Source organism: Streptomyces griseoviridis (assembly GCF_005222485.1).
In the GTDB taxonomy this organism is placed as follows: Bacteria; Actinomycetota; Actinomycetes; order Streptomycetales; family Streptomycetaceae; genus Streptomyces; species Streptomyces hintoniae.
Genome location: NZ_CP029078.1, coordinates 3,561,092 through 3,583,488 on the forward strand (window position 1 = coordinate 3,561,092; position 22,397 = coordinate 3,583,488).

The following is a 22,397-nucleotide window of genomic DNA, read 5'->3' on the forward strand; positions in this document are numbered from 1 at the left end:
CCGCAGCAGCGGGAAGGGCCCCTCCCGGTGGGGAAAGGGGCCCTTCCGGGTGAGCGCGCGGCTGCGCGCGCCGCTCACATCATGTCTTCGATCTCCGCGGCGATCGGGTCGGCGTCGGTGCCGATGACGACCTGGATGGCGGTGCCCATCTTGACGACGCCGTGCGCGCCCGCGGCCTTGAGGGCGGCTTCGTCGACCTTGTTCGCGTCGTGGACCTCGGTGCGGAGACGGGTGATGCAGCCCTCGATCTCGTCGATGTTCTCGATGCCGCCGAGCCCGGCGACGATCTTCTCAGCCTTGGTGGCCATGTCTTTCTCCCTGATCCGAACCGCTTTTGTGGCAGTAACCCACAGTTGGCCCAACTTTGCGAGCGGTCATGTCGTAGGTGCCGAATGATGGCGATCACGACAGCGGAGCCGTCCGCCAACTGGTCTACACCAGAGGGTGGACGGCCGCCAAACGCGGAGCCCGGAGGGATGTCGATGACCGCCGACAGCACCGCAGCAGGGTCAGGCCGCAGCCGCTGGGGCGATGTCTTCCAGGGGCTTCAGAAGATGGGCCGCAGCCTCCAGCTGCCGATCGCGGTGCTGCCCGCGGCCGGCATCCTCAACCGGCTCGGCCAGCCGGACGTCTTCGGGGACGACGGGCTCGGCTGGACGAACGTGTCCAAGGTGATGGCGGGTGCGGGCGGCGCGCTGCTCGACGGTTCGCTGGGGCTGCCGCTGCTGTTCTGCGTGGGTGTGGCGATCGGGATGGCGAAGAAGGCGGACGGTTCGACGGCGCTGGCGGCGGTGGTCGGGTTCCTCGTCTACTACAACGTGCTGCACCAGTTCCCGAAGGACTGCCTGACCGGCGCGACGCCGGTGACCGGGATCGGCTGCCAGGCTCCGGACAACTCGGTGTCGGCGTTCACGTACCAGAATCCGGGGGTGTTCGGCGGGATCGTGCTGGGGCTGCTGGCCGCGTTCTTCTGGGCGCGCTACCACCGCACGCGGCTGGTGGACTGGCTGGGGTTCTTCAACGGGCGGCGGCTGGTGCCGATCATCATGGCGTTCGTGGCGATCGCGGTGGCGGCGGTGTGCCTGTGGGTCTGGCCGCCGATCGGCTACGCCCTTGAGGCCTTCTCGAACTGGCTCGACGACCTGGGTGCCTGGGGGGCGGGGGTGTTCGGGGTCGCGAACCGGGCGCTGCTCGTGATCGGGCTGCACCAGTTCCTGAACGTGCCCATCTGGTTCCAGTTCGGCAGTTACACCAAGCCGGACGGGACGGTGGTGCACGGGGACATCAACATGTTCCTCGCGGGCGACCCGGACGCCGGGCAGTTCACCTCGGGCTTCTTCCCGATCATGATGTTCGCGCTGCCCGCGGCGGCGCTGGCGATCACGCACTGCGCCCGCCCGGAGCGCCGCAAGGAGATCGGCGGGCTGATGCTGTCGGTGGCGCTGACGTCGTTCGTCACGGGGATCACCGAGCCGCTCGAGTACTCGTTCCTGTTCGTGGCGCCGGCGCTGTACGCGATCCACGCGGTGCTGACGGGGGTGTCGATGGCGGTGACGTGGGGGCTCGGGGTGCACGACGGTTTCAGTTTCTCGGCGGGTCTGATCGACTACGCGATCAACTGGAACCTGGCGACGAAACCGTGGGCGATCGTGCCGATCGGCCTGTGCTTCGCCGTCGTCTACTACGTGGTCTTCCGGTTCGCGATCACCCGGTTCGATCTGCGGACGCCGGGGCGGGAGCCGGAGGATGCCAGGGAGGACGTCACCAAGGCCTGACAACGGCCTTGCGCCACAGGGGTCTTCGGCCCTCCGACCACCGGTCGGGGGGCCGTCGTCATGGCCGGGAGTGGCCGGTGCGCGGCCACGGCGGGTAGCGCTCCGGTCGCAGATGTAGCGGGTTCCTTATCCTGCCTTCATCGTGCTACAACAGGTCTACACCACTAAGTGGTGTAGACCAGAGACGCCGCCGTCCCTCTCCCCCATGGGCTCCGGGCGGCGCCCTGCCCACTGGAGGAAGTTGTGACCACGGCCAGCGCCGCTCCCGCGGCCGGCGAGAAGAAGAAGGGCGCCGGCGCGATGGCTGTCCTCCAGCGCATCGGCCGCAGCCTGATGCTGCCGGTGGCCGTGCTGCCCGCCGCCGCGCTCCTGGTGCGCCTCGGCAACCCGGACATGCTGGGACGCCCCTCCTTCCCGACGTTCCTGACGAAGATCGCCTCGTTCATGGCCGCGGGCGGCAACGCGATCCTCGACAACATGGCGCTGCTCTTCGCCGTGGGCATCGCGATCGGCTTCGCCAAGAAGTCGGACGGCTCCACCGCCCTCGCGGCGGTCGTCGGCTACCTGGTCTTCAAGAACGTCCTGGCCACGTTCACCGACAAGAACCTGCCGCAGGTGGCGACCGCCGTCGACGGCAAGGTCGTCATGGTGGACGCCCCGGTGGACGCGAAGGTCCTCGGCGGTGTCGTGATGGGCATCGTGGTGGCGCTGCTGTACCAGCGCTTCCACCGCACCAAGCTGCCCGACTGGGCGGGCTTCTTCGGCGGCCGCCGGCTGGTGCCGATCCTGTCGGCCTTCGCGGGCCTGCTGATAGGCATCGTCTTCGGGTACATCTGGCCGGTGCTCGGCACGGGTCTGCACAACTTCGGTGAGTGGCTGGTCGGTTCGGGTGCCGTCGGCGCCGGCATCTTCGGTGTCGCCAACCGCGCGCTGATCCCGATCGGCATGCACCACCTGCTGAACTCGTTCCCGTGGTTCCAGGCGGGCGAGTACCACGGCAAGAGCGGTGACATCGGGCGCTTCCTGGCGGGCGACCCCACCGCGGGACAGTTCATGACCGGCTTCTTCCCGATCATGATGTTCGCCCTGCCCGCCGCGTGCCTGGCCATCGTGCACTGCGCCCGCCCGGAGCGCCGCAAGGTCGTCGGCGGCATGATGTTCTCGCTGGCGCTGACGTCCTTCGTGACCGGTGTCACCGAGCCCATCGAGTTCACGTTCATGTTCATCGCGCCGGTCCTGTACGCGATCCACGCGGTCCTCACCGGTGTCTCGATGGCGCTGACCTGGGCGCTGGGCATGAAGGACGGCTTCGGGTTCTCGGCGGGCGCGGTCGACTTCGGTCTGAACCTCGGCATCGCGAGCAACCCGTGGGGCCTGGTCCTGGTCGGCCTCTGCTTCGCGGTCGTCTACTACGTGATCTTCCGGTTCGCGATCACCCGGTTCAACCTGCCGACGCCGGGCCGCGAGTCCGACGAGGAGCTGGCCGAGCTGCAGAAGGCCGAGGCGAAGTAGCCGAGCCGGGCCACCGCACGGCGTCACACACGGAAGGGCTCCGCGACCCCAGGGTCGCGGAGCCCTTCCGTGTGCGCGGGCTCAGATCTCGTACGTCCTGCGGGGCACCGCCAGCTCCACGGGACCCTGGAACGCGGTCCGCGCGTCGGCGAGGTTGATCTGCGGGTCCGTCCACGGCGGGATGTGGGTGAGGACCAGCCGCCTGGCGCCCGCGCGGGCCGCCGACTCCCCCGCCTCGCGGCCGTTGAGGTGCAGGTCGGGGATGTCCTCCTTGCCGTGCGTGAAGGCCGCCTCGCAGAGGAACAGGTCGGTGTCCCGGGCCAGTTCGTCCAGGGCGGGGCTGACGCCGGTGTCGCCCGAGTACGTCAGGGACCGGCCGCCGTGCTCGACCCGGATGCCGTACGCCTCGACGGGGTGGGCCACGCGTTCCGTGTGCACCGTGAACGGGCCGATGTCGAAGGTGGACGGCTTGACCGTGTGGAAGTCGAAGACCTCGCTCATCGAGGAGGCCGAAGGGGTGTCGGCGTAGGCGGTGGTCAGCCGGTGCTCGGTGCCCTCGGGTCCGTAGACCGGGATCGGGTCGCAGCGGCCGCCGTCGTGCCGGTAGTAGCGCGCCACGAAGTAGGCGCACATGTCGATGCAGTGGTCGGCGTGCAGATGGCTGAGGAAGATCGCGTCGAGGTCGTAGAGACCGCAGTGGCGCTGCAACTCGCCCAGGGCGCCGTTGCCCATGTCGAGAAGCAGCCGGAAGCCGTCGGCCTCTAGGAGGTAGCTCGAACAGGCCGATTCCACGGACGGGAACGACCCCGAGCAGCCGACGACGGTGAGCTTCATAAAGCAGAAACCTCCGCTGGCGGGAAGACCCGGAAGATCCAAGAACCGGACGATCCGGAAGGTCGGGGATTGGGGCATCGGGGGTCGTGCGGTCCGTCGAGCGTAAGGCGCGAAACCCGCGGCGGCTCCTTCGCCAAGGGCTGTTGTGGGCGAACTCACCTGTGCTGTCACCGGTTCGGCTGGAAGCGGGGCGGTGGGGGCGCGCGGGTGGTTGCGCGCCGCCCCACGCACGCCGGTACGGTCGTCCGCATGACTACGTCCTGGTGGTTGGCGCTTGCCGCGGTCGTCCTGCTCGCCCTGATCGCCGCGCTCGTCGACGGCTGGGGGCGGGGGCGGCGGCCCGCGCGCGGACGGACCCGGCCGCCGGGCCGGCCGGAGCGGCGCGGCGCCGGCGAGCGGCCGAGGCCCGCCGAGATCTGGTGGGCGAACGTGCCGTTCGAGGACGGTCCCGGCGCCAAGGACCGGCCGTGCCTGGTCCTGGCGGTGCGCGGTGGCCGGGCGACCGTCGTGAAGATCACCAGCAAGCATCACGAGGAGCGGCCGGGGGTGCTCGCGCTGCCCGCGGGCACGGTGGGCGACGCGCGGGGCCGGGCGAGCTTCCTGGAGACGGACGAGCTGCGTCAGGTGCCGGTGCGGGAGTTCAGGCGGCGGGTGGGCGAGGTGGACCCGGCCCTGTGGGACCAGGTCCTGCGACTCACCCGCTGACCGTGTGCTCGGCGGTGCCGTGACGTCGCGGTGCCGCGGTGTCGCGACGCGGTGACGTCGCGGTGTCACGGCCCGCCGGTGCGGCTCAGGCCCAGAGCTGGCCCTGGAGGGTCGCGATGGCCTCCTCCGTCGTGGCCGCCGTGTAGACGCCCGTCGACAGGTACTTCCAGCCGCCGTCGGCGACCACGAACACGATGTCCGCGCTCTCGCCCGCCTTGACGGCCTTGTTCCCGACGCCGATCGCCGCGTGCAGGGCCGCGCCGGTGGAGACGCCCGCGAAGATGCCCTCCCGCTGGAGGAGTTCACGGGTGCGGGTGACCGCGTCGGCGGAGCCGACCGAGTAGCGGGTGGTGAGGACGGAGGCGTCGTACAGCTCGGGGACGAAGCCCTCGTCGAGGTTGCGCAGGCCGTAGACGAGGTCGTCGTAGCGCGGTTCGGCGGCGACGATCCTGACGTCCGGCTTCTGCTCGCGCAGATAGCGGCCGACACCCATCAGGGTGCCGGTGGTGCCGAGCCCGGCCACGAAGTGCGTGATCGACGGCAGGTCGGCGAGGATCTCGGGGCCGGTGCCCGCGTAGTGGGCGCCCGCGTTGTCGGGGTTGCCGTACTGGTAGAGCATCACCCAGTCGGGGTGCTCGGCGGCGAGTTCCTTGGCGATCCGGACGGCAGTGTTGGAGCCGCCCGCCGCCGGTGACGGGATGATCTCCGCGCCCCACATGCCCAGCAGGTCACGCCGTTCCTGCGAGGTGTTCTCGGGCATCACGCAGACCATCCGGTAGCCCTTGAGCCTGGCGGCCATGGCGAGGGAGATGCCGGTGTTGCCCGAGGTGGGCTCCAGGACGGTGCAGCCGGGGGTGAGCCGGCCGTCCTTCTCGGCCTGCTCGATCATGTGCAGGGCGGGGCGGTCCTTGACCGAGCCGGTCGGGTTGCGGTCCTCCAGCTTGGCCCAGATCCGGACCTCGGGGGACGGCGAGAGCCGCGGCAGCCGCACCAGGGGGGTGTTGCCGACCGCGGCCAGCGGGGAGTCGTACCGCATCGACGATCAGGCCGAGCCGCCGGCGACGGCCGGCAGGATCGTGACGGTGTCGCCGTCGGCGAGTTTGGTGTTGATGCCGTCGACGAAGCGGACGTCCTCGTCGTTCAGGTAGACGTTGACGAAGCGGCGCAGCTGGCCGTTCTCGACGATCCGGGCCTGGATGCCGGGGTGGGCGCTCTCCAGGGCCGTGAAGAGGTCGGCGAGGGTCTCGCCCTGGCCCTCCACCGCCTTCTGCCCGTCGGTGTACTGGCGGAGGATGGTGGGGATGCGGACCTCGATGGCCATGGTTGCGGCTCCTGTCGAAAGGATGGGAAGGGTGGGCGCACGGCGCTCCGCCGCGCCACTCGGGCCTGCGGCGGCGGGGTACGTCAACAGATGGCGCTGTTCAGCCTGCACAGATCGACGTGCAGCCGCGCCACGAGCAGGGCGCCCGGCGTCTTCTCGCTCACGTCGTTCAGAACCATGGGTTCATCGTATCGATTCCCGGCCGGGGCCCCGGAGTGTGATCTCACGCTTCGGACCGAATTCATCCACGGTACGAGATCAGTACGCCTCGACGACGGTGATCTCCTCCTCCGTCACCACGCCCTCCACGATCCGGTACGAACGGAACTGGAAGTCGCCGAACCCGTCGGTGTCCGCGGTGGAGACGATGACGTAGTGGGCCTGGGGCTCGTTGGCGTAGGAGATGTCGGTGCGGGAGGGGTACGCCTCGGTCGCGGTGTGCGAGTGGTAGACGACGATCGCCTCCTCGTCGCGGTCCCACATCTCGTCGTGGAGTCTCTTGTGCTCGGTGTCGTCGAACTTGTAGAAGGTCGGGGACCGTTCGGCGTTGAGCATCCGCACGTACCGCTCGGGGCGGTCGGAGCCTTCGGGGCCCGCGATGATCCCGCACGCCTCGTCGGGGTGGTCCTCGCGCGCGTGGGCGACGATCCGGTCGTACAGGGCCTGGGTGAGGGTCAGCATGCGGGCAAGGATAAGCAGACGGGCCGTCCCGTACCGAGGGGTGGTACGGGACGGCCCGGATGCCGGACGTCGGGGCGGGTCAGCCGACCTTCTGCGGCTGCTCCGGCTGCTCGGCGGGCGGGTCGCGGCGCTCGGTGACCGCCGGGTTGCGGCTCTTGAGGACCGTCCAGCCGATGCCGAGGGCGACGGCCCAGCCGGCCATCACGTAGAGGCAGACGCGGGCGTCGGCGTCGTAGGCGATCAGGCAGGTGACGAAGAGGAGGAAGGCGATGGCGATGTAGCTGCACACCGAGCCGCCGGGGGCCGGGAAGGACGAGGCGGGCAGCCGGCCCGCGACCACCGCGCGGCGGTACAGGACATGGCTGATCAGGATCATCAGCCAGGTCCAGATACCGGCCGCGGTGGCGACCGAGGTGACGTAGCCGAACGCCTTCTCCGGGACGACGTAGTTCAGGATCACGCCGATGCCCATGAAGAGGACGGAGACCGTGATACCGAAGGCGGGCGCCTTGGTGCCGGACAGCTTGCGGAAGCGGGCCGGGGCCTCGCCGTTGGCGGCGAGGTTGCGCAGCATCCGGCCGGTCGAGTACATGCCGGAGTTGCAGGAGGAGAGGGCCGCGGTGAGGACGACGAAGTTGACGATGCCGGCGCCGGCCGGGATGCCGATCTTCGCGAAGGCCTCGACGAACGGGCTGACGCCCGGCGCGAACTCCGTCCACTTCACGACGCAGAGGATGACGGTGAGGGCGCCGACGTAGAAGAGGGCGATGCGCCAGGGCAGCGTGTTGATGGCCTTGGGGAGGGTCTTCTCCGGGTTCTCCGACTCGCCCGCCGTGACGCCGACCAGTTCGACGGCGAGGTAGGCGAACATGACGCCCTGGAGGGTCATCAGGGACGAGCCGATGCCCTTGGGGAAGAACCCGTCGAACTCCCAGAGGTTGGAGACGGCGGCGGTGTCGCCGGCGCTGCTGAAGCCGAAGGTGAGGACGCCGAGGCCGATCACGATCATGCCGATCAGGGCGGTGACCTTGACCATGGAGAACCAGAACTCCAGCTCCCCGAAGACCTTCACGGAGATCAGGTTGACCCCGAAGAGGACCACGAGGAAGACCAGCGCGGTCACCCACTGCGGGACGGCGGGGAACCAGTAGTGGACGTAGATCGCGGCGGCCGTCAGTTCGGCCATGCCGGTGACGACCCACATCAGCCAGTAGGTCCAGCCGGTGAAGTAGCCGAAGAAGGGGCCGAGGAACTCACGGGAGTACTCGGCGAAGGAGCCCGAGACCGGGCGGTACAGCAGCAGTTCGCCGAGCGCCCGCATGATGAAGAAGATGATCGCGCCCGCGAGCGCGTACATGAGGATGAGGCTGGGGCCTGCCTTGGCGATGTTCGCCCCGGCGCCGAGGAAGAGACCGACGCCGATGGCGCCGCCGATCGCGATCATCTGGACCTGGCGGCTGCCGAGTCCCCGTTCGTACCCCTCTTCCTCGGGGGTGCGTTCCGTGTCGACCTGAGCGGAGGTCATGTCTGTGGTGCGCCTTTCTCCATTCCGACCCGTGGCCTCTCGTCGGCCCGTGATCGGATTCGATCCCCCCGGATTGATGGAGTTGAGCGGCCTCCTCCGAGCCCGCTCGTGCCTGGCCGACGGTCATCGGCTCGGTGGCGCACCCGGCCGGACATGGGTGGTGTCCGCCGGGCGATCGAGAAGATTTATCACGCTCGCAACAATGATCGACGGGAGCGGATGTGGCGCACACCACAGAGAGAAGCGGACAAAAAGCACCGCCGTGGACCATAGCGGTCGACGGCGGTGACGGGATCGTTATCCGGATTTGAGTGTCCTCTGAGCGAACCGACCGGAGCGGATTCCCTCAGTTTCCCCGGACTCCCCCGGCCCCCCGGATTCCCCCGGACTCCTCGGACGCACAGGACTCGACGGGTCCAGCCCGTGCCAGTGCGGCCGGATGGATCAGGGGTCAGGGATCAGGTGTCAGGGCAGCAGGGTGGCCACCAGGGTCTCCTGGAGCCCGCCGAGCCAGAGGTAGGCCATCACCATCGGCTTGCGCGGGTCCTCGTCGGGGAGTCCGTAGAGGGCGTCGGTGTCGTCCTCGGCGGTGATGTCGAGGCGGGCGCCGATCGCGAGACGCAGGTCGTTCAGGGCGGTCAGCCACTGCCGCGACTCCTGCGGGGTCAGCTTCAGGATCGCGCCGCCGTCACCCGCCGGGGTCAGCGAGTCGAGGCTGCGGATCACCGCGAGGGCGTTCTCCCGCTTGCCCGCCCGCAGGTCGTTCTCGGTGTAGCGGCGGAACTCGGCGGAGTGCGCGAGCCGCTCCTCGGCCTGCGCGGGCGAGTCGGGCGCGCGCTCGGGGTCGCCGTAGGCGTCGGGGAAGAGCCGGCGCAGCACCGGGTCCTCGGGCGGCTCGGTCGGGCCGTCGGCGAACAGCTCGGCGAGCGGGTCGTCGGGGGCGTCCTCGGCGGGCCCGGGGCCGATCAGTTCGAGGAGCTGGACGGCGAGCGAGCGGATGATGGAGATCTCGACGTCGTCGAGGGCCACGGCGGCGCCGCCGCCCGAGGTCGGTTCGAAGTGTCCTGGCATGGAGGCGGTCGCTACTCCCGGTCCTGCTGGCTGGTGCGGGTCATTTCCGGTCCTGCTGGAGCGTGGCCCACAGACCGTAGCCATGCATGGCCTGGACGTCCCGCTCCATCTCCTCGCGGCTGCCGCTGGAGACCACCGCCCGGCCCTTGTGGTGCACGTCGAGCATGAGCTTGGTGGCCTTGTCCTTGGAGTAGTGGAAGTACGTCTGGAAGACGTACGTCACATAGCTCATGAGGTTGACGGGGTCGTTGTGGACGATCGTGACCCAGGGGACGTCCGGCTCGGGGACGGCGAAGACCTCCTCCGCCGGCTCGGTCCGTTCGGTCTCTAGGGGAGCGGGTGACGTCACAGGGCCCATGCTGCCACGCATCCCGGAAATCGTCACACCGACGAAAAGGGAGTAGCATCCCCAGCCGTGCCCCCCGCACCGGGGGGAGACCGGCGAGTCATGGCTAGGAGAGTTGTCGTGGATGTAGCGGACCTTGGGCTGCCGGTGGACGTTCCCTCCACGGCCCTGTTCACGGACCAGTACGAGCTGACGATGCTCCAGGCGGCCCTGAAGGCGGGCACCGCCGAGCGGCGCAGCGTCTTCGAGGTCTTCACCCGGCGGCTGCCCGAGGGGCGGCGCTACGGCGTGCTCGCGGGCACCGGACGGGTCCTGGACGCCGTCGAGAACTTCCGTTTCGACCCGGACGTGCTCGGGTTCCTGCGCGAGCGGGACATCGTCGACGGGCCGACCCTCGAATGGCTCGCGTCCTACCGCTTCAGCGGTGACATCTGGGGCTATCCGGAGGGCGAGGTGTACTTCCCCGGCTCGCCCGTGCTGCGGGTGGAGGGCTCCTTCGCCGAGTGCGTGCTCCTGGAGACGGTGATCCTCTCCGTCCTCAACCACGACTCGGCGATCGCCGCGGCGGCCTCCCGGATGTCCTCGGCAGCGGGTGGCCGCCCGCTGATCGAGATGGGCGCCCGCCGCACCCACGAGCTGGCCGCGGTGGCCGCCGCGCGCGCCGCCTATGTCGGCGGCTTCGCCACCACCTCCGACCTGGCGGCCGGTTTCCGCTACGGCATCCCGACGGTGGGCACCTCGGCGCACGCCTTCACCCTGCTGCACGACCACGAGCGGGACGCCTTCCGCGCGCAGGTCGACTCGCTGGGCCGGGGCACCACGCTTCTGGTGGACACCTACGACGTCGCGGAGGCGGTCAGGACGGCGGTGGAGGTCGCCGGGCCGGACCTCGGCGCCGTCCGGATCGACTCGGGTGACCTGCTGCTGGTCGCGCACCGGGTGCGCCAGCAGCTCGACGCGATGGGCGCGACCGGCACCAGGATCGTCGTGACCTCGGACCTCGACGAGTACGCCATCGCGTCGCTCGCGGCGGCACCGGTGGACGCGTACGGGGTGGGCACCCAGCTGGTGACCGGCTCGGGGCACCCGACCTGCTCGATGGTCTACAAGCTGGTCGCGCGCGCCGAGTCCGCCGACCCGAAGGCGCCGCTGGTGCCGGTGGCGAAGAAGTCCACCGGCGGCAAGACGTCGATGGGCGGCCGCAAGTGGGCGGCGCGCCGCCTGGACGCGGACGGCGTCGCGGAGGCGGAGGTCGTCGGCACCGGTCAGGTACCCGCCGACCTCGCGGACCGCCAGCTCCTGGTCGAGCTGGTCAAGGGCGGCACGGTGGTGACCCGCGAGCCACTGGACACCGTCCGAGACCGCCACACGAGGGCCCGCGCGGGCCTGCCCCTGTCGGCGACGCAGCTCTCCCGAGGGGAGCCGGTCCTCCCGACGGAGTACGTGCAGGGCGACACGGGGGCTTGACGGGGCTTGACGGGGCTTTCGGGGCGGGGCGGGACGGGACGGGGACGGGGACGGGGGTCTGGCGGGGTACCGCGGGGGCGGGGCAGGGGCCTGGCGGGGCATCTCGGGTGCGGGACAGGGGCCTGGGGGGCCTCGGGTGCCGGACAGGGGCCTGGGGGGGGCACCTCGGGTGCGGGGCAGGGGCCTGGCGGGGCACCTCGGGTGCCGGACAGGAGCCTGGCGGGGCACCTCAGGCGACTGGCGGAGTACTTGCGGGCGAGGTCGGCAGTCGGCGGGGTGCTTCCGGGTGACGTCGGCAGCCAGCCGGGCGCCTCGGGCTGGCGCGGGCAACTGGCCGGTCCCTCCGGACGGGCACGGCGACCGACCGGGTCCTCTGGAGGGGCACAGGCAACCGACCGGACCCCGCCGGGCGGTGCGGGCAGTCGGCCCAGCGCCTCCGGGCGGCGATGGCCGTCGGCCCGGCACCTCCGGGCGGCGGCGATGGCCGTCGACGGGGTACGCGGGTGGGGTGGGCGGCCGGCGGTGTACCCGGGCGGCGCACGGGCAGCAGGAGTCCGTGCGCCGTGGCACCGCTTCGGCCGCGTCCCGTCCGCCCCCCTCCTCTCCCCTTCCGCCCCCTCCTCTCCCCTTCCGCCCCGTCCGCCCCCGCCCGCCTCCTGTCCGCGTGGCGTCCGCCCCCTCCCCTGCGGGCCGCCCAGTCAATAGGCTCATCACCTCATCCTCACGCGAAGGACACCGACCATGCGCCGCGCTCTGATCGTCGTGGACGTCCAGAACGACTTCTGCGAGGGAGGCAGCCTCGCCGTCTCGGGGGGCGCCGACGTCGCCGCCGCCGTCACCGAGCTGATCGGGCAGACGGCGGGCGCCGGCTACCGGCACGTGGTGGCCACCCGCGACCACCACATCGCGCCCGGCGGCCACTTCGCCGACAACCCCGACTACGTCAACTCCTGGCCCGCGCACTGCGTCGCCGGCACGGAGGGCGTGGGGTTCCACCCGAACTTCGCCCCCGCGGTCGCCTCCGGCGCGATCGACGCCGTCTTCGACAAGGGCGCGTACGCGGCCGCGTACAGCGGCTTCGAGGGCGCCGACGAGAACGGCGTCTCCCTCGCGGAGTGGCTGCGCGCGCGGGACGTCACGGAGGTCGACGTGGTGGGCATCGCCACGGACCACTGCGTCCGCGCGACGGCCCTGGACGCGGCCCGCGAGAAGTTCAGGACACGGGTGCTGCTCGACCTGACGGCGGGAGTGGCGAAGGAGACGACGGACCGTGCGGTGGAGGAGCTGCGGGCGGCGGGGGTGGAGCTGACGGGGAAGCCGGTGGTGTAGGCGCGGCGCGGGTTGACCTCCCCGCCGGTGGACCGGCGACGCCCGCCGGGCCGTCCACGCCTTCGCCGACTTCGTGCTCCCCTGGGGCCGCCGCGTGACCCCTCGGGCTTTACTTCCAGTAGCCGTACTGGTCGCCGAGGTCCGCGTTGACCTCGCCCGAGTAGACCTTCTTGCTGTAGCCGTTGCAGATCCAGCTCTGGCTGACGGTCCAGTCCTGGTCGTCGCGGTTGACGATCGAGCGGACCGTGCCCGAGGGGACGCTGTCGCAGGAGTGGATCTGCGGGTTCTGGTACGCCTCCATCTTTCCGCCGAAGTTGGCCTCCGGCCAGAAACACACCCACCCCGAGTAGCAGTCGTCGGGGCCGCTGGCGGCTGGTGCGGCCGAGGCCGGGGACGCGGCCGTCAGAGCCAGCGCCGCGGTCAGTCCGGCTGCCGCCGCCACGGTCCGGCGGGCGAGGAAGGAGACGCGCATGGAGCATCCTCTCGTCGGCCGACCGCGCACGGTGCGCGATCGGTCACTCCATGTATTCCGTGCCGATCGCACGCCACGCGCGCGGAACAAGCCATCCCCCGCCGCTCGGATCGTCGCGAGCCTGACCGACCAGAAGGGTCGGCATGCGACCGAGACCGTGCGACGCGCTCTGCCGGCTGGTGACCTCGGTGCCCGGCGTGCCCGCTCAGGTCCTGGGGGTGCCGTCCCAGCGCCACTCGGTGAGACGGCCGTGTCCGGGCAGTTCGGCGCGTCCGGTGGCCCAGAGCAGGGTCGGCCACGGCTCCGAGGTGGACGGCGCGTCCGGGAACAGCCGGGCCAGCACCCGCGCACAGAGATCGGCGGGCGGGCTCCACGCCACTCCCAGCCCCGCCGCCAGGTCGTACGTGTGTACGAGGGTCTCCACGATCCCCATCGCGGCGAAGCCCTCGGGGTCCGCGGCCCCGAACACATGGTGGGCGCGGGTCCGCGGCGGCGTCGTGCGCACCATGGCCACCAGCAGCGCGCCGCTCGCCTCCAGGACCTGCAACAGCCCGGCGGGCCCGGCCTCCCGGTTCGCGTGGATGACGTTCGACGGGCCACCGGGCCGCCGGCTCGCCCAGACGAACGGCACCTCGCCGTCCAGGGGCGGCACCCTGGGGCCCAGTTGCGCGGCATAGGCGAACAGGTCGTCGCTGAGGTGCTCGACGGTCTCCCAGCAGTCCCACTCCAGGGAGCCGGCCCTGCCGTCCCACGCGACCGGCGGCGCCTCTCGGAGTGCCTCCACCGCGAGCCGCACGGCGAGGTCGAGGTCGTCCGCGGTGACGGGGGGCCGGGTGGGGTCGCTATCGGCTGATCGGGGCATGACAGGACGGTAGCGTGCCCGTCCGTCGCCGCGATCCGGTGACGCCCGCCGCCCCCCTCACGCGCGTCGCGGCGATCCGCGTGGCGCCCGCCGCCCCTTCACGCTTCCTCCGCCCGGCCTGAGCACGCGGCGGCGGACCTCACTCGACTTCGTGCGTCGTTCCCGTCGGCGCTCCGGGCCGCTCAGGGGCCGACCGGGTCCGGCGTACGCGTTCTCGGCCTCTCCTCAGGCCGAGAACGCGCGGTGTGACCGTCTCAGATGGTCGGGGTGTCGTCGATGACCGGCTTGTGGATCTCGACGACCGGCTTCCAGCCCGCGGAGAACTCGATGAAGTCCGCGCGGGTGGGGTAGGTGTCGATCGCGCGACGGTCACGCTTGGGGCTGTCGCCCGCCTTGCGCCCCCGCTGGACCTGCTCCTCGAAGATGTCGACCTTCACGTCGGGAACCTCCTTGAGGCCCTGACGCCAGATCTGCACGACGTCGGCGCCGAACGCCTGCCGGGCCGCAGCGTAAAGGGCCGTGAGGGCCCCCTTGTCCCCACCGGGGACGAAAAGCGCCAGATCCAGGACGACACCGGCGGACTGGAGGACCTCGATGGTCTCCGAGCCGTTCTCGTCGGCCACGTAGATTCCGGCTTCATTCTCGTCGTCGGGAAGGCAGGAAACCTCTTCCCGGAATACGGTCCTGGCCGTGATCGAGCCACCCTCGAAATCCTGACCCGCCTTGGTCAGAAAAGCAGGGACGTAGCAGTCGGGAATCTTGAGTTCCGCGGTGTCGGCGGAAACGAAGAGCCTGTCCTTCACACCGAGCTTCGTCACCTCTTCCAGCGAGAGGCGGCGAGCGGCGATCTTCTCCGTGTTCACGATTTCCCTTTCAGGTTGCACTGTCCCTCCGAACAGTGACGCTACCACGAAACCCTGAGGTCAACTGCCCAGTAATCCCTGGGTAAATGACCCCCGACGACCCGCAGGGGAAGGCGCCGTAGCGAGTGCCGCTCGGCCGCGAACACGCATCCGCCGGGTAGTGTCCCCCGTCATGACGTCAGCGATCAACTGACGGTTGCATTTCGGTGCGTTGGGTAGCACGGGGGAACTAAGGAGAGTTTACGGCAGATATCACCCATATCACCTTCGGGAAGGTGGCGATGGGGCATATCGATGGCGTGGCCGGGAAGCGCTCGGCCCGCGAGGCGCGCATTCCACACGGACAACGAGCGTCGAGGAATTCTTCCAGGGGACACCTGTCTCCGAAGCGTCGGCAATCACATGCCGCGAATTCCCGGCTACCCTTTGCGATAGTTTCCGAACAGAGCGCGGTATTCCCGCGCTTCAGTCGGCCCGCCGGGGAACCTGCTCCAGCGCCGCGGAAGCAAGAGGGAGCCGGGGCGCGGCGGGAGGGGGACACCACCTCCACCACCGCGGGAGGGGCGCCGGGAGGCGCCCTGGGGCGGGGCGCGTCAGGCCCGGACCGTCCGGCCTCTCGGCAGGGCTCTGATCGGGTGCCACAGCTCCGTCATGGTGATGCCCTTCGCCACCGGCCCACCCGGTGCGCCCCGCCATATCAGGCCGTCCGGATGGTGCAGGACGGCCGTGATCTCGTCCGGCGTGGGCGGGGCCGCGTTGCCGCGGAGGTAGACCGAGCGGAGGCCGAGGTTGCGCAGCCGGGTCAGGGCGCGGGCCCGGTTGTGGGCGTGCACCAGGACCCGGACGCCGGTGCCGTCGGCGGTCGGGCTCGGCAGGTTCATCGCCACCACGACACTGCCGGTCGGCAGCTTGCAGAAACCTCCTGCGGCCATGCGGTCACACCCCCGTGTGCGTCGGTGTCAATAAGAAAGTCACAGGACGCACCTAAACACGATCGGCGGCGACCCGCCAAGGGGTTGCCGCCGATACGCGTCTGACCTGCTAAAACGTCGTTACTTGGAGGAAGGTCCAACCTTCAGCGTGATCGTCGAGCCGTCCAGGGGCTCGTTGACGATCTTGATGGAGGTGTTGGTGTCAGTGATCTTGACACCACCCAGCGGGTTGGACGGGTCGTAGTACGTCGAGCGGCCGTCGTCGAAGACCGGGACGCCGAGGCGGGCCTTGATCTTCGTCTTCACGTCCGCCTTGTGCAGCGTGATCGCGTCCGTCGGGTACCAGCTGAACGTGGAGTCGAAGGCCTGGACGCGGTTGCGCATCAGCGTGCCGTCGGACCACTTCAGCGCGGCCGGGTGCGCGTCGATCGGCAGGATCAGACCGGTGCCCGGGTGCTGGCTGGTGTTGTCGTCCGCCTGCGAGGTGTCCCACTTCCAGATCAACAGGCCGTTCTGGTAGGCGTAGTGCTCGACCCAGTCAGGACGGGCCGCCGAACCGAAGTTGTACGGGCCGGTCTTGAGGGTCTTGTCGTAGGACACGTACTGACGGTTCTCCGCGATGTAGTACTGCGGGTAGTCGTCCGTGATGGACGCGCCGATGCGCGAGAAGCCGTTGGCAGTCCAAGCGGGGTCGGCCGTCTCGGCGTTGTCGGAGAAGACGGTGGCGCCGTCGGCGGTCACGGTGATCTGGTCGGCCGTGAAGCCCTGGAGCGCGAGGCCGCCGTCGGTGGCGTAACGGAAGCGCAGCTGGACGTTCTTGCCCGCGTACGCGTCCAGCGGGAACGTCAGCTTCTGGTACGCGTCGACCGAGCCGGTGAGGGCCGGCTTGTCGCTGCCGTCACGCGGGATGGCGGTGCCGTCGGCCAGCTTGCCGTCCAGCGCCGTCCAGTTGGCGCCGCCGTCGGTGGAGACCTCGGTGTACAGGAAGTCGTAGTCCTGCTCGATGTCCCACCAGCCGTCGAGGGTGAGGCTCGCGGCGGACTTGCCGGTCAGGTCGACGGACCGGGTCAGGGTGTTCTTCAGGTCGTTGCCGCTGCCGCTCCACCACTGGGTGGCACCCTGGGCCGGGGTCACGATCTCGGTGGTGACGTTCTTGTCCGGCAGCGTCACCACGAGGGCCTGCGGGTTCTTGGTGTTGTACTCCGCGACGCCCAGCTTGTGGCTGGAGCGGGTGCCCGCCTTCGCGATGTCGTAGTCGAGCCAGCCCAGTTGGAGCTTGTCCCAGGCGTTCATGTCACCGGGCAGGTCGCCGATGGCCTCCTTGCCGGTGCCCAGCCAGGAACCGGACGACATCAACGTCCAGAAGCCGGTGGAGTTCTCGCCGCCGCCGGAGGTGTCGTACTCGTCCGGCAGGCCGAGGTCGTGGCCGTACTCGTGGGCGTAGACGCCGAGTCCGCCGTTCTCCGGCTGGATGGTGTAGTCGCCGACCCAGATGCCGGAGTCACCGATCTGGGTGCCGCCGAGCTTGTTGGCGTCGGGACCGGTGGAGCCGGCGTCCGTGCCGAACGCGTACCAGCGGTGCGCCCAGATGGCGTCCTCGCCCTGCGCGCCGCCGCCCGCGGACTCGTCCTCGCCGGCGTGCACGATCTGGAAGTGGTCGATGTAGCCGTCGGGCTCGTTGAAGTCGCCGTCGCCGTCGTAGTCGTAGCGGTCCCACTGGTCGTACCCGGCCAGCGTCGCCTTGATCTCGGCGCTCGTCCTGCCCTGGGCCTTCTGGTCGGCGACCCAGGCGTTGACGCCGTCCTGGACCGCGTACCAGGCGCCGGTCGGGGCGTCGTTGGAGCCGTAACGGGCCTCGTTGTAGGGGACCTTGACCCAGTCGGTCACCACACCGTCGACCGAGTAGCGGCCCGAGGACTGCTTCTCGTAGTACTTCTTGAGGGACTCGGTGTTCTTGCCGGTACCGAAGTAGAGGTCCTGGAAGTGGGCCTGGTTGTAATCGGCCTTCCAGTCCGTCGAGTTGTCCTTGCTCCGGTCCGGCGCGGCTATCTGGTTGTGCAGCGGGCCCGCGGTGCCGCCGTAGCGGCTGTCGACCTGGTCGCCGAACTCGACCAGGATCGTGAAGATCTTGTCGGTCTTCTCCCGGCCCAGCTCGACGTACTTGCTGCCGCCCTTGCGGTCCTTGCCCTTGAGCTGGACCACCTTGGAGCCGCCGCGGTTCTTGACCGACGCCTCGCCGGATATGACCTGCTTGAGCGCCTCCTCCCGCTGCGCCGACTGCGTCCGCGAGAGCGGCCCGTCGAAGTCGTGCTCCCTGGCCTTGGCGGGCTGCGGGTCGTGCTGGTCCGCAGCCACCGGTGCCGCGCCGCCCTCGGCGGCCTGCGCGACGGCGAACGTGGTGAACGTCGCCGACGCGGCCGCTATCGCGACGACCGTGGCCGCCGTTCTGAACGTCCAGGATCTGCTGGTCACTTGATGGCCTCCCCTGACGCGTCCGTCCGCGCGGATGGGGGTTCCCTGTCGGGGTAGGTCCGCGCGCGGTATACGCGTGTAGTCAAGTGACGCCATTTGACTACTGGTTTACGAGAAAAAACAGACCTTGACTTGGACAGATCAAGTGCATTATCGAGAGCCGAGGTTCGCATTGCGGACACATGACCGTAACGTGGCTTACATGTCGACCGTTCGAACGGGCGCGCGGACCGGTCCACTTGGTGGACGTCATGAACCCGTGCGCCCCCCGTGCACCGGTACGGCCGGTTAGGTCATGCTTACTGTTCGCCCCACTCGGGCATGCAGGCGATTAGAGTCGATCGGCGGACGCCCCGCTCCGGCGGACAGCCAGGTCAACACCCCCGTGACCCCCACCTCCGAGGACACGATTGCCATGCCTCGTCCGACTGCCGCACAGCTCGCCTACGGTTCGTGCACCGTGGTCCTCTCCACGGTCGCCATGCTGCTGCTGTCACAGACGAGTTCGGGGGTGGGCGTCGCCGTCATCGCGTTCGCCGCGCTCGCGCTCGGGCTGCTCGTCGCGATGACCGTCCCCGTGCCGGGACCCCGGGCCGCCGCCCGCCGGCCCGCCGAAGACCAGGCGCCCGCGCGGCAGCACGCCGAGAAGCCCGTGCCGGTACCGGTCACGGGCTCCTCGCGGCGACGCTGACCCGCGGTCGGCGGGCCCCGACGCGTCAGGCGGTGCTGACGACCACCGTCTTCGCCGCCTTGTCGTGCAGGCCCTGCTTGTAGGGCCGGTCGAAGAAGCTCCACCCGCCCGCGATCGCCGTCCAGATGCAGGCGCAGCAGAACGCGAACGGGATCCACAGCACCAGGGAGCGGATCAGCGTCGTCTGCACGGAGGGCGTGGCGCCGTTGTCCAGATTGGCGACCCGCATCTTCAGCCACTTCTTGCCGAGGGTCTGCCCGGTGCGGCTGATCATGACGGTGTCGTAGCCGGTGTAGAGCACGGCGGCGATCAGCGACTGCGCGAACGACCGCCCGAACGCGACGTTGTTGCCGCTCACGTTGTACTCGTGCACGCCGATCGGCCAGGTCACCAGCCAGACGACGATGCCCACCAGGATCAGGTCGATGATCCGGGCCAGGGTGCGCTTGCCGCTGTCGGCGAGCGGGGGCATGCCCGCCAGCGGATCACCGGGACCGCCACCGCCGTAGGGGTCGTTGCCGTAGGGGCCGTTGCCGTAGGAACCGCCGCCCCGCGGGCCGCCCCCGCCGAAACCGCCGCCCTGACTCCCCCCGAAACCGCCGCCCTGGCCGCCGCCGTAGGGGCCGCCCGCGCCCGGGGAGCCGCCGCCGTAGGGGCCGCCGCCCGGCGGGTCCCCGTACGGGTTGCCGCCGCCCTCGGGGCCCGGCCCGTACGGGTTGCCGCCCTGGGGCGCGCCGCCGCCCGGCGTGTCGCCGTGGGGCGGCGGCTGCTTCCTGAACGGGTCGTCTTCCGGGGTCCCGCCGGAGCCGGGGGGCGGTTCGGTGCTCATGGCCCGAGTCGACCGCGAACGCCCCCGCTCCGCATCCGGCGAGCGGCCGTCCGGAGTACCCGGGCCCAGGACCGGACCCCGGTCAGCCCGCCACGAACGTGTGCGCCGCCTTGTCGTGCCAGCACTGGTGCCACGGGCGGTCGAACAGGCACCACACGACGCCGACGACCCCGACGACCAGCAGCCCCGGCACGCTGTAGACGAGCCAGCGGCGCAGCGCGGCGCCGAACGCGGGCGGCTCGTGCCCCTCGATGTCCCGCACCTCGAGGCCGAACAGCCGCTTGCCCAGGGTGCGGCCCCACCGGGCGGTGGGCAGCGCTTCGTACACGACACCGAAGAGCAGCAGAACCGCCAGGACGACACCGAGGTACAGCGCGGTCGTGCCGTCGAGCAGCCAGACCGTGACGGTCTCGCCCGACAGCCGCGCCGCGTCGATCTTCTCGTCGACGTGGTCGACCGCGCGGGTGCCGAGCGGCACGGCGGCCGCCCCGGTGACGGCCGCGAGGACGACGGTGTCCACGAGGCGGGCCGCGAGACGCTTGCCGAGCGAGGCGGGGCGGGCCTCCGACTGGCGCCTGGCCGCCGCCTGGAACACGTCCTCCACCGGCGGCTTCCAGGGCAGCACGGGCTGCTCCCCGTCCTCCCCCGCGAGCCGGTGCACCTGCTGCGCCCAGGAGTGCTGGCCGCCACCTGGCCCGCTGGTCACGGGAGTTCCCGAGGCGGCGACGGGCCCGGGGGCGTCGGGCTGCGGCGGCACGGTGGGCGCGGGGGCTGCCTGAGGCTGCGCCTGCGCCTGCGCCGGGAGGGGCTGGGCCTGGGCCTGGGCCGCCGCCGCGCGGTCGGCCGCCGCCTTCCCCGCGCCGAAGCCGGGGCCCGCGGGTGCGCCGGGCTGCCCGCCCGTGCGCGGGGGCACCGCGCGGAACGTCATGGTGCCCTCGTCGGCGACGGGGGCCGCGGACCCGGCGGGTCCTGGCTCGGCCGCGCCGGGCCGACGGAAGACGAAGGTGCCGTCGGGGGTGGCTCCCGCGCCGACGGCGGGCGGGGTCCGGGCGTCCGGCTCGGCGGCCGGGGCGTCGGCGGGCAGACGCGGGTCGGCGCCGGACGGGGAGCCCCAGGAGACGCGCCGGTCCTGCTCGTTGCCGAACCCGGCCTGCCGGGCCCGGTCGGCGCCCCACGCGGCGGCCGGCTCGGGCCTGCTGCCGTGCTGGGCGTCCCCCGGGGACGGCTGCCGGGCGTCGGGGTCCTCGTCGAAGAAGTGCGGTCCTGTGGTCTCGACGGGCGAGGGGCCGGGGGCACCGCCTTGTCCGCTCCCGGGGGCCGGGCCGAAGCTCCCGGCGGGGGCGGAGGGGGAACCTGCGGGCGAACCGGGAGAGACAGGCGCGGCAGGGGCGGCGGGGACGGCGGGGACCGCAGGAACGGCGGGGGCAGCAGGGGCAGCGGGGGCGGCGTGAGGTGCTGGGGATGCTGAGGGTGCTGGGGGTGCGCCGAAGCCCGTGCCCGCGCCGGGCGCGTGGACGGGTCCCGCGACCGGCGGCAGCCCCGGGGCGGGGCTCTGCGGGCCGCCGGGTCCTGCCTGGCTCGGGACCGGCGGGCCGGACGGCTGCGGTCCGCCGGCGGGCGCGGCGCCCTGTCCCGCGGCCGGTTCCGGTGTCGTCCAGCCGGGCGCCCCGGCCGCGCCCGCGCCCCGCGCCGGTGCCTGTCCCGGCGTCGCCCAGCCCGGTGTCCCGCCGAGCGCCTGGCCCGGTGCGGGCGGGGCGGCCGGGTGGGCGTGGCCCGGGGGCGACTGCCCCGGATCGGGTCCCGGGTCCGCCGCGCCCGGCGTCTGCGCCGGGGTATCGGGGGCATGCGAGGGCCAGGGCTGCCCGGAGCCCGCGGGCGGCGTCAGCGGCCGGCCGTCGGTGGGGGCCGGGCGGCTGGTGCCGGGGACCCAGGAGGCGCCGTTCCAGTAGCGGACGTATCCAGGAATGGACGGGTCCGGGTAGTACCCCTCGCGGGGCCTGTCGTCACCGGGGGCCGGGGTTGGGGCGCTCATGTCCGTCGTCCCGTATCTGCTCGGGGGTCTGAAGGGGGGTCCACATCTATCAGACCGGTGCGTCCGACACCTCAGGTCCCGCCGTACCCGCCCCTTTCCGGGCAACGACGCGCACGGGATTCACACCTGCGGGAAAAAATCTTTCCGAACCCGCGTAATGCCCGCCGCCCGACGCGCTCTCTCCCGGCGTACGAGCCTCCACGAGAGGCCGGGAACCGCGTGAGAGACCTGGAGAGAGGACACCCCTCATGCACAGCACAGTGGTGGAACGCGAACTGGAGCTGAAGCTCATCCTGTCGCCGGAGCGGAGCATCCCGGTGCCGGCCCGCCTCGGCTACCGCACCGACGACCCCTACGCCGTCCATGTCACCTTCCACATCAACTCCGAGCACCCGGTGAGCTGGACGTTCTCCCGTGAGCTGCTGATCGAGGGGGTGTTCAGGCCGTGCGGGCACGGGGACGTGCGGATCTGGCCGACGAAGTCGGAGGGGCGCAGCGTCGTGCTGATGGCGCTCAGTTCGCCCGACGGGGACGCCCTGCTGGAGGCGCCCGCGCCCCAGGTGTCGGCGTGGCTGGAGCGGACGCTGCGGGTGGTGCCCCCGGGGTCTGAGGGCGAGCAGCTGGGGATCGACGACGCGCTCGATCAGCTGCTCGCCCGGTGACGAGGTCCCCGGACGG

Annotated in this window: 23 protein-coding genes; 7 read left to right on the forward strand and 16 right to left on the reverse strand. The window is 71.0% G+C overall.

Going from position 1 to position 22,397, the window contains the following annotated elements; genetic code table 11:
- Window positions 1-74: 74 nt before the first annotated feature.
- Entirely contained in the window at window positions 75-323 is a 249-nt protein-coding gene (locus DDJ31_RS14970; RefSeq protein WP_276319335.1) for a PTS glucose/sucrose transporter subunit IIB, read from the reverse strand.
- A 159-nt stretch (window positions 324-482) separates the two neighbouring features.
- Here DDJ31_RS14970 and DDJ31_RS14975 point away from each other — a divergent pair, with 159 nt between their 5' ends.
- Complete coding sequence (locus tag DDJ31_RS14975; RefSeq protein ID WP_127179788.1) at window positions 483-1,775, forward strand: PTS transporter subunit EIIC; 1,293 nt, start codon at window positions 483-485, stop codon at window positions 1,773-1,775.
- Window positions 1,776-2,018: 243 nt separating this feature from the next.
- Complete coding sequence (locus DDJ31_RS14980) at window positions 2,019-3,287, forward strand: PTS transporter subunit EIIC (RefSeq protein WP_127179787.1); 1,269 nt, start codon at window positions 2,019-2,021, stop codon at window positions 3,285-3,287.
- Window positions 3,288-3,368: 81 nt separating this feature from the next.
- Here DDJ31_RS14980 and DDJ31_RS14985 read toward each other — a convergent pair whose 3' ends face one another.
- The gene (locus tag DDJ31_RS14985; RefSeq protein WP_127179786.1) at window positions 3,369-4,121 is read right to left on the reverse strand and encodes an MBL fold metallo-hydrolase; all 753 of its coding nucleotides are present in this window, start codon (window positions 4,119-4,121) and stop codon (window positions 3,369-3,371) included.
- 249 nt (window positions 4,122-4,370) lie between these two features.
- On the opposite strand from DDJ31_RS14985, the gene DDJ31_RS14990 reads away from it, so the two are divergent.
- Window positions 4,371-4,826 (forward strand): type II toxin-antitoxin system PemK/MazF family toxin, encoded by a 456-nt coding sequence (locus DDJ31_RS14990; RefSeq protein ID WP_127179785.1) that lies wholly within the window; start codon window positions 4,371-4,373, stop codon window positions 4,824-4,826.
- Window positions 4,827-4,911: 85 nt separating this feature from the next.
- Here the strand turns inward: DDJ31_RS14990 and DDJ31_RS14995 are convergent, their stop codons facing one another.
- From DDJ31_RS14995 to clpS, 7 genes are all read right to left on the reverse strand, one after another.
- Window positions 4,912-5,862: a PLP-dependent cysteine synthase family protein gene (locus DDJ31_RS14995; protein WP_127179784.1), complete on the reverse strand. Its 951-nt coding sequence runs from the start codon at window positions 5,860-5,862 to the stop codon at window positions 4,912-4,914.
- Window positions 5,863-5,868: 6 nt separating this feature from the next.
- The gene (locus DDJ31_RS15000) at window positions 5,869-6,147 is read right to left on the reverse strand and encodes a MoaD/ThiS family protein (protein WP_127179783.1); all 279 of its coding nucleotides are present in this window, start codon (window positions 6,145-6,147) and stop codon (window positions 5,869-5,871) included.
- An 83-nt stretch (window positions 6,148-6,230) separates the two neighbouring features.
- The gene (locus DDJ31_RS39865) at window positions 6,231-6,326 is read right to left on the reverse strand and encodes a putative leader peptide (protein ID WP_311636697.1); all 96 of its coding nucleotides are present in this window, start codon (window positions 6,324-6,326) and stop codon (window positions 6,231-6,233) included.
- Window positions 6,327-6,405: 79 nt separating this feature from the next.
- Entirely contained in the window at window positions 6,406-6,828 is a 423-nt protein-coding gene (locus tag DDJ31_RS15005; protein WP_127179781.1) for a Mov34/MPN/PAD-1 family protein, read from the reverse strand.
- Window positions 6,829-6,907: 79 nt separating this feature from the next.
- Window positions 6,908-8,353, reverse strand: coding sequence for an amino acid permease (locus DDJ31_RS15010; RefSeq protein ID WP_127179780.1), 1,446 nt, complete (start codon window positions 8,351-8,353; stop codon window positions 6,908-6,910).
- A gap of 465 nt (window positions 8,354-8,818) precedes the next feature.
- A complete protein-coding gene (locus DDJ31_RS15015) occupies window positions 8,819-9,424 on the reverse strand; it encodes a DUF2017 domain-containing protein (protein ID WP_127179779.1) in 606 nt (201 codons plus the stop codon).
- A gap of 40 nt (window positions 9,425-9,464) precedes the next feature.
- Window positions 9,465-9,782 (reverse strand): ATP-dependent Clp protease adapter ClpS, encoded by a 318-nt coding sequence (clpS, locus tag DDJ31_RS15020; RefSeq protein WP_127182781.1) that lies wholly within the window; start codon window positions 9,780-9,782, stop codon window positions 9,465-9,467.
- A gap of 108 nt (window positions 9,783-9,890) precedes the next feature.
- Between clpS and DDJ31_RS15025 the strand changes: the two genes are divergently transcribed.
- On the forward strand, window positions 9,891-11,237 hold the full coding sequence (locus tag DDJ31_RS15025; RefSeq protein ID WP_127179778.1) for a nicotinate phosphoribosyltransferase: 1,347 nt from the start codon (window positions 9,891-9,893) through the stop codon (window positions 11,235-11,237).
- Between the two features lie 741 nt (window positions 11,238-11,978).
- Complete coding sequence (locus DDJ31_RS15030; RefSeq protein ID WP_127179777.1) at window positions 11,979-12,566, forward strand: nicotinamidase; 588 nt, start codon at window positions 11,979-11,981, stop codon at window positions 12,564-12,566.
- Between the two features lie 109 nt (window positions 12,567-12,675).
- On the opposite strand, the gene DDJ31_RS15035 is transcribed toward DDJ31_RS15030, so the two are convergent.
- The 5 genes from DDJ31_RS15035 to DDJ31_RS15055 form a co-directional block, all read right to left on the reverse strand.
- Window positions 12,676-13,038 (reverse strand): peptidase inhibitor family I36 protein, encoded by a 363-nt coding sequence (locus DDJ31_RS15035; protein WP_127179776.1) that lies wholly within the window; start codon window positions 13,036-13,038, stop codon window positions 12,676-12,678.
- A 205-nt stretch (window positions 13,039-13,243) separates the two neighbouring features.
- Window positions 13,244-13,900, reverse strand: coding sequence for a maleylpyruvate isomerase N-terminal domain-containing protein (locus DDJ31_RS15040; RefSeq protein WP_127179775.1), 657 nt, complete (start codon window positions 13,898-13,900; stop codon window positions 13,244-13,246).
- 254 nt (window positions 13,901-14,154) lie between these two features.
- Window positions 14,155-14,763, reverse strand: coding sequence for a hypothetical protein (locus DDJ31_RS15045; protein ID WP_127179774.1), 609 nt, complete (start codon window positions 14,761-14,763; stop codon window positions 14,155-14,157).
- A 593-nt stretch (window positions 14,764-15,356) separates the two neighbouring features.
- Window positions 15,357-15,695 carry a hypothetical protein gene (locus DDJ31_RS15050; RefSeq protein ID WP_127179773.1) on the reverse strand — a complete coding sequence of 113 codons (339 nt, stop codon included), beginning with the start codon at window positions 15,693-15,695 and terminating at the stop codon, window positions 15,357-15,359.
- A 120-nt stretch (window positions 15,696-15,815) separates the two neighbouring features.
- Entirely contained in the window at window positions 15,816-18,167 is a 2,352-nt protein-coding gene (locus DDJ31_RS15055; RefSeq protein WP_127179772.1) for an immune inhibitor A domain-containing protein, read from the reverse strand.
- A 415-nt stretch (window positions 18,168-18,582) separates the two neighbouring features.
- Between DDJ31_RS15055 and DDJ31_RS15060 the strand changes: the two genes are divergently transcribed.
- The gene (locus DDJ31_RS15060) at window positions 18,583-18,858 is read left to right on the forward strand and encodes a hypothetical protein (RefSeq protein ID WP_127179771.1); all 276 of its coding nucleotides are present in this window, start codon (window positions 18,583-18,585) and stop codon (window positions 18,856-18,858) included.
- 25 nt (window positions 18,859-18,883) lie between these two features.
- Here the strand turns inward: DDJ31_RS15060 and DDJ31_RS15065 are convergent, their stop codons facing one another.
- Both DDJ31_RS15065 and DDJ31_RS15070 read right to left on the reverse strand, forming a co-directional pair.
- Window positions 18,884-19,687 (reverse strand): RDD family protein, encoded by an 804-nt coding sequence (locus DDJ31_RS15065; protein ID WP_127179770.1) that lies wholly within the window; start codon window positions 19,685-19,687, stop codon window positions 18,884-18,886.
- Between the two features lie 82 nt (window positions 19,688-19,769).
- Window positions 19,770-21,224, reverse strand: a complete 1,455-nt coding sequence (locus DDJ31_RS15070) for an RDD family protein (protein ID WP_127182780.1) — start codon at window positions 21,222-21,224, stop codon at window positions 19,770-19,772.
- Window positions 21,225-21,967: 743 nt separating this feature from the next.
- Here DDJ31_RS15070 and DDJ31_RS15080 point away from each other — a divergent pair.
- Complete coding sequence (locus DDJ31_RS15080; RefSeq protein ID WP_127179769.1) at window positions 21,968-22,381, forward strand: SsgA family sporulation/cell division regulator; 414 nt, start codon at window positions 21,968-21,970, stop codon at window positions 22,379-22,381.
- Window positions 22,382-22,397 lie beyond the last annotated feature (16 nt).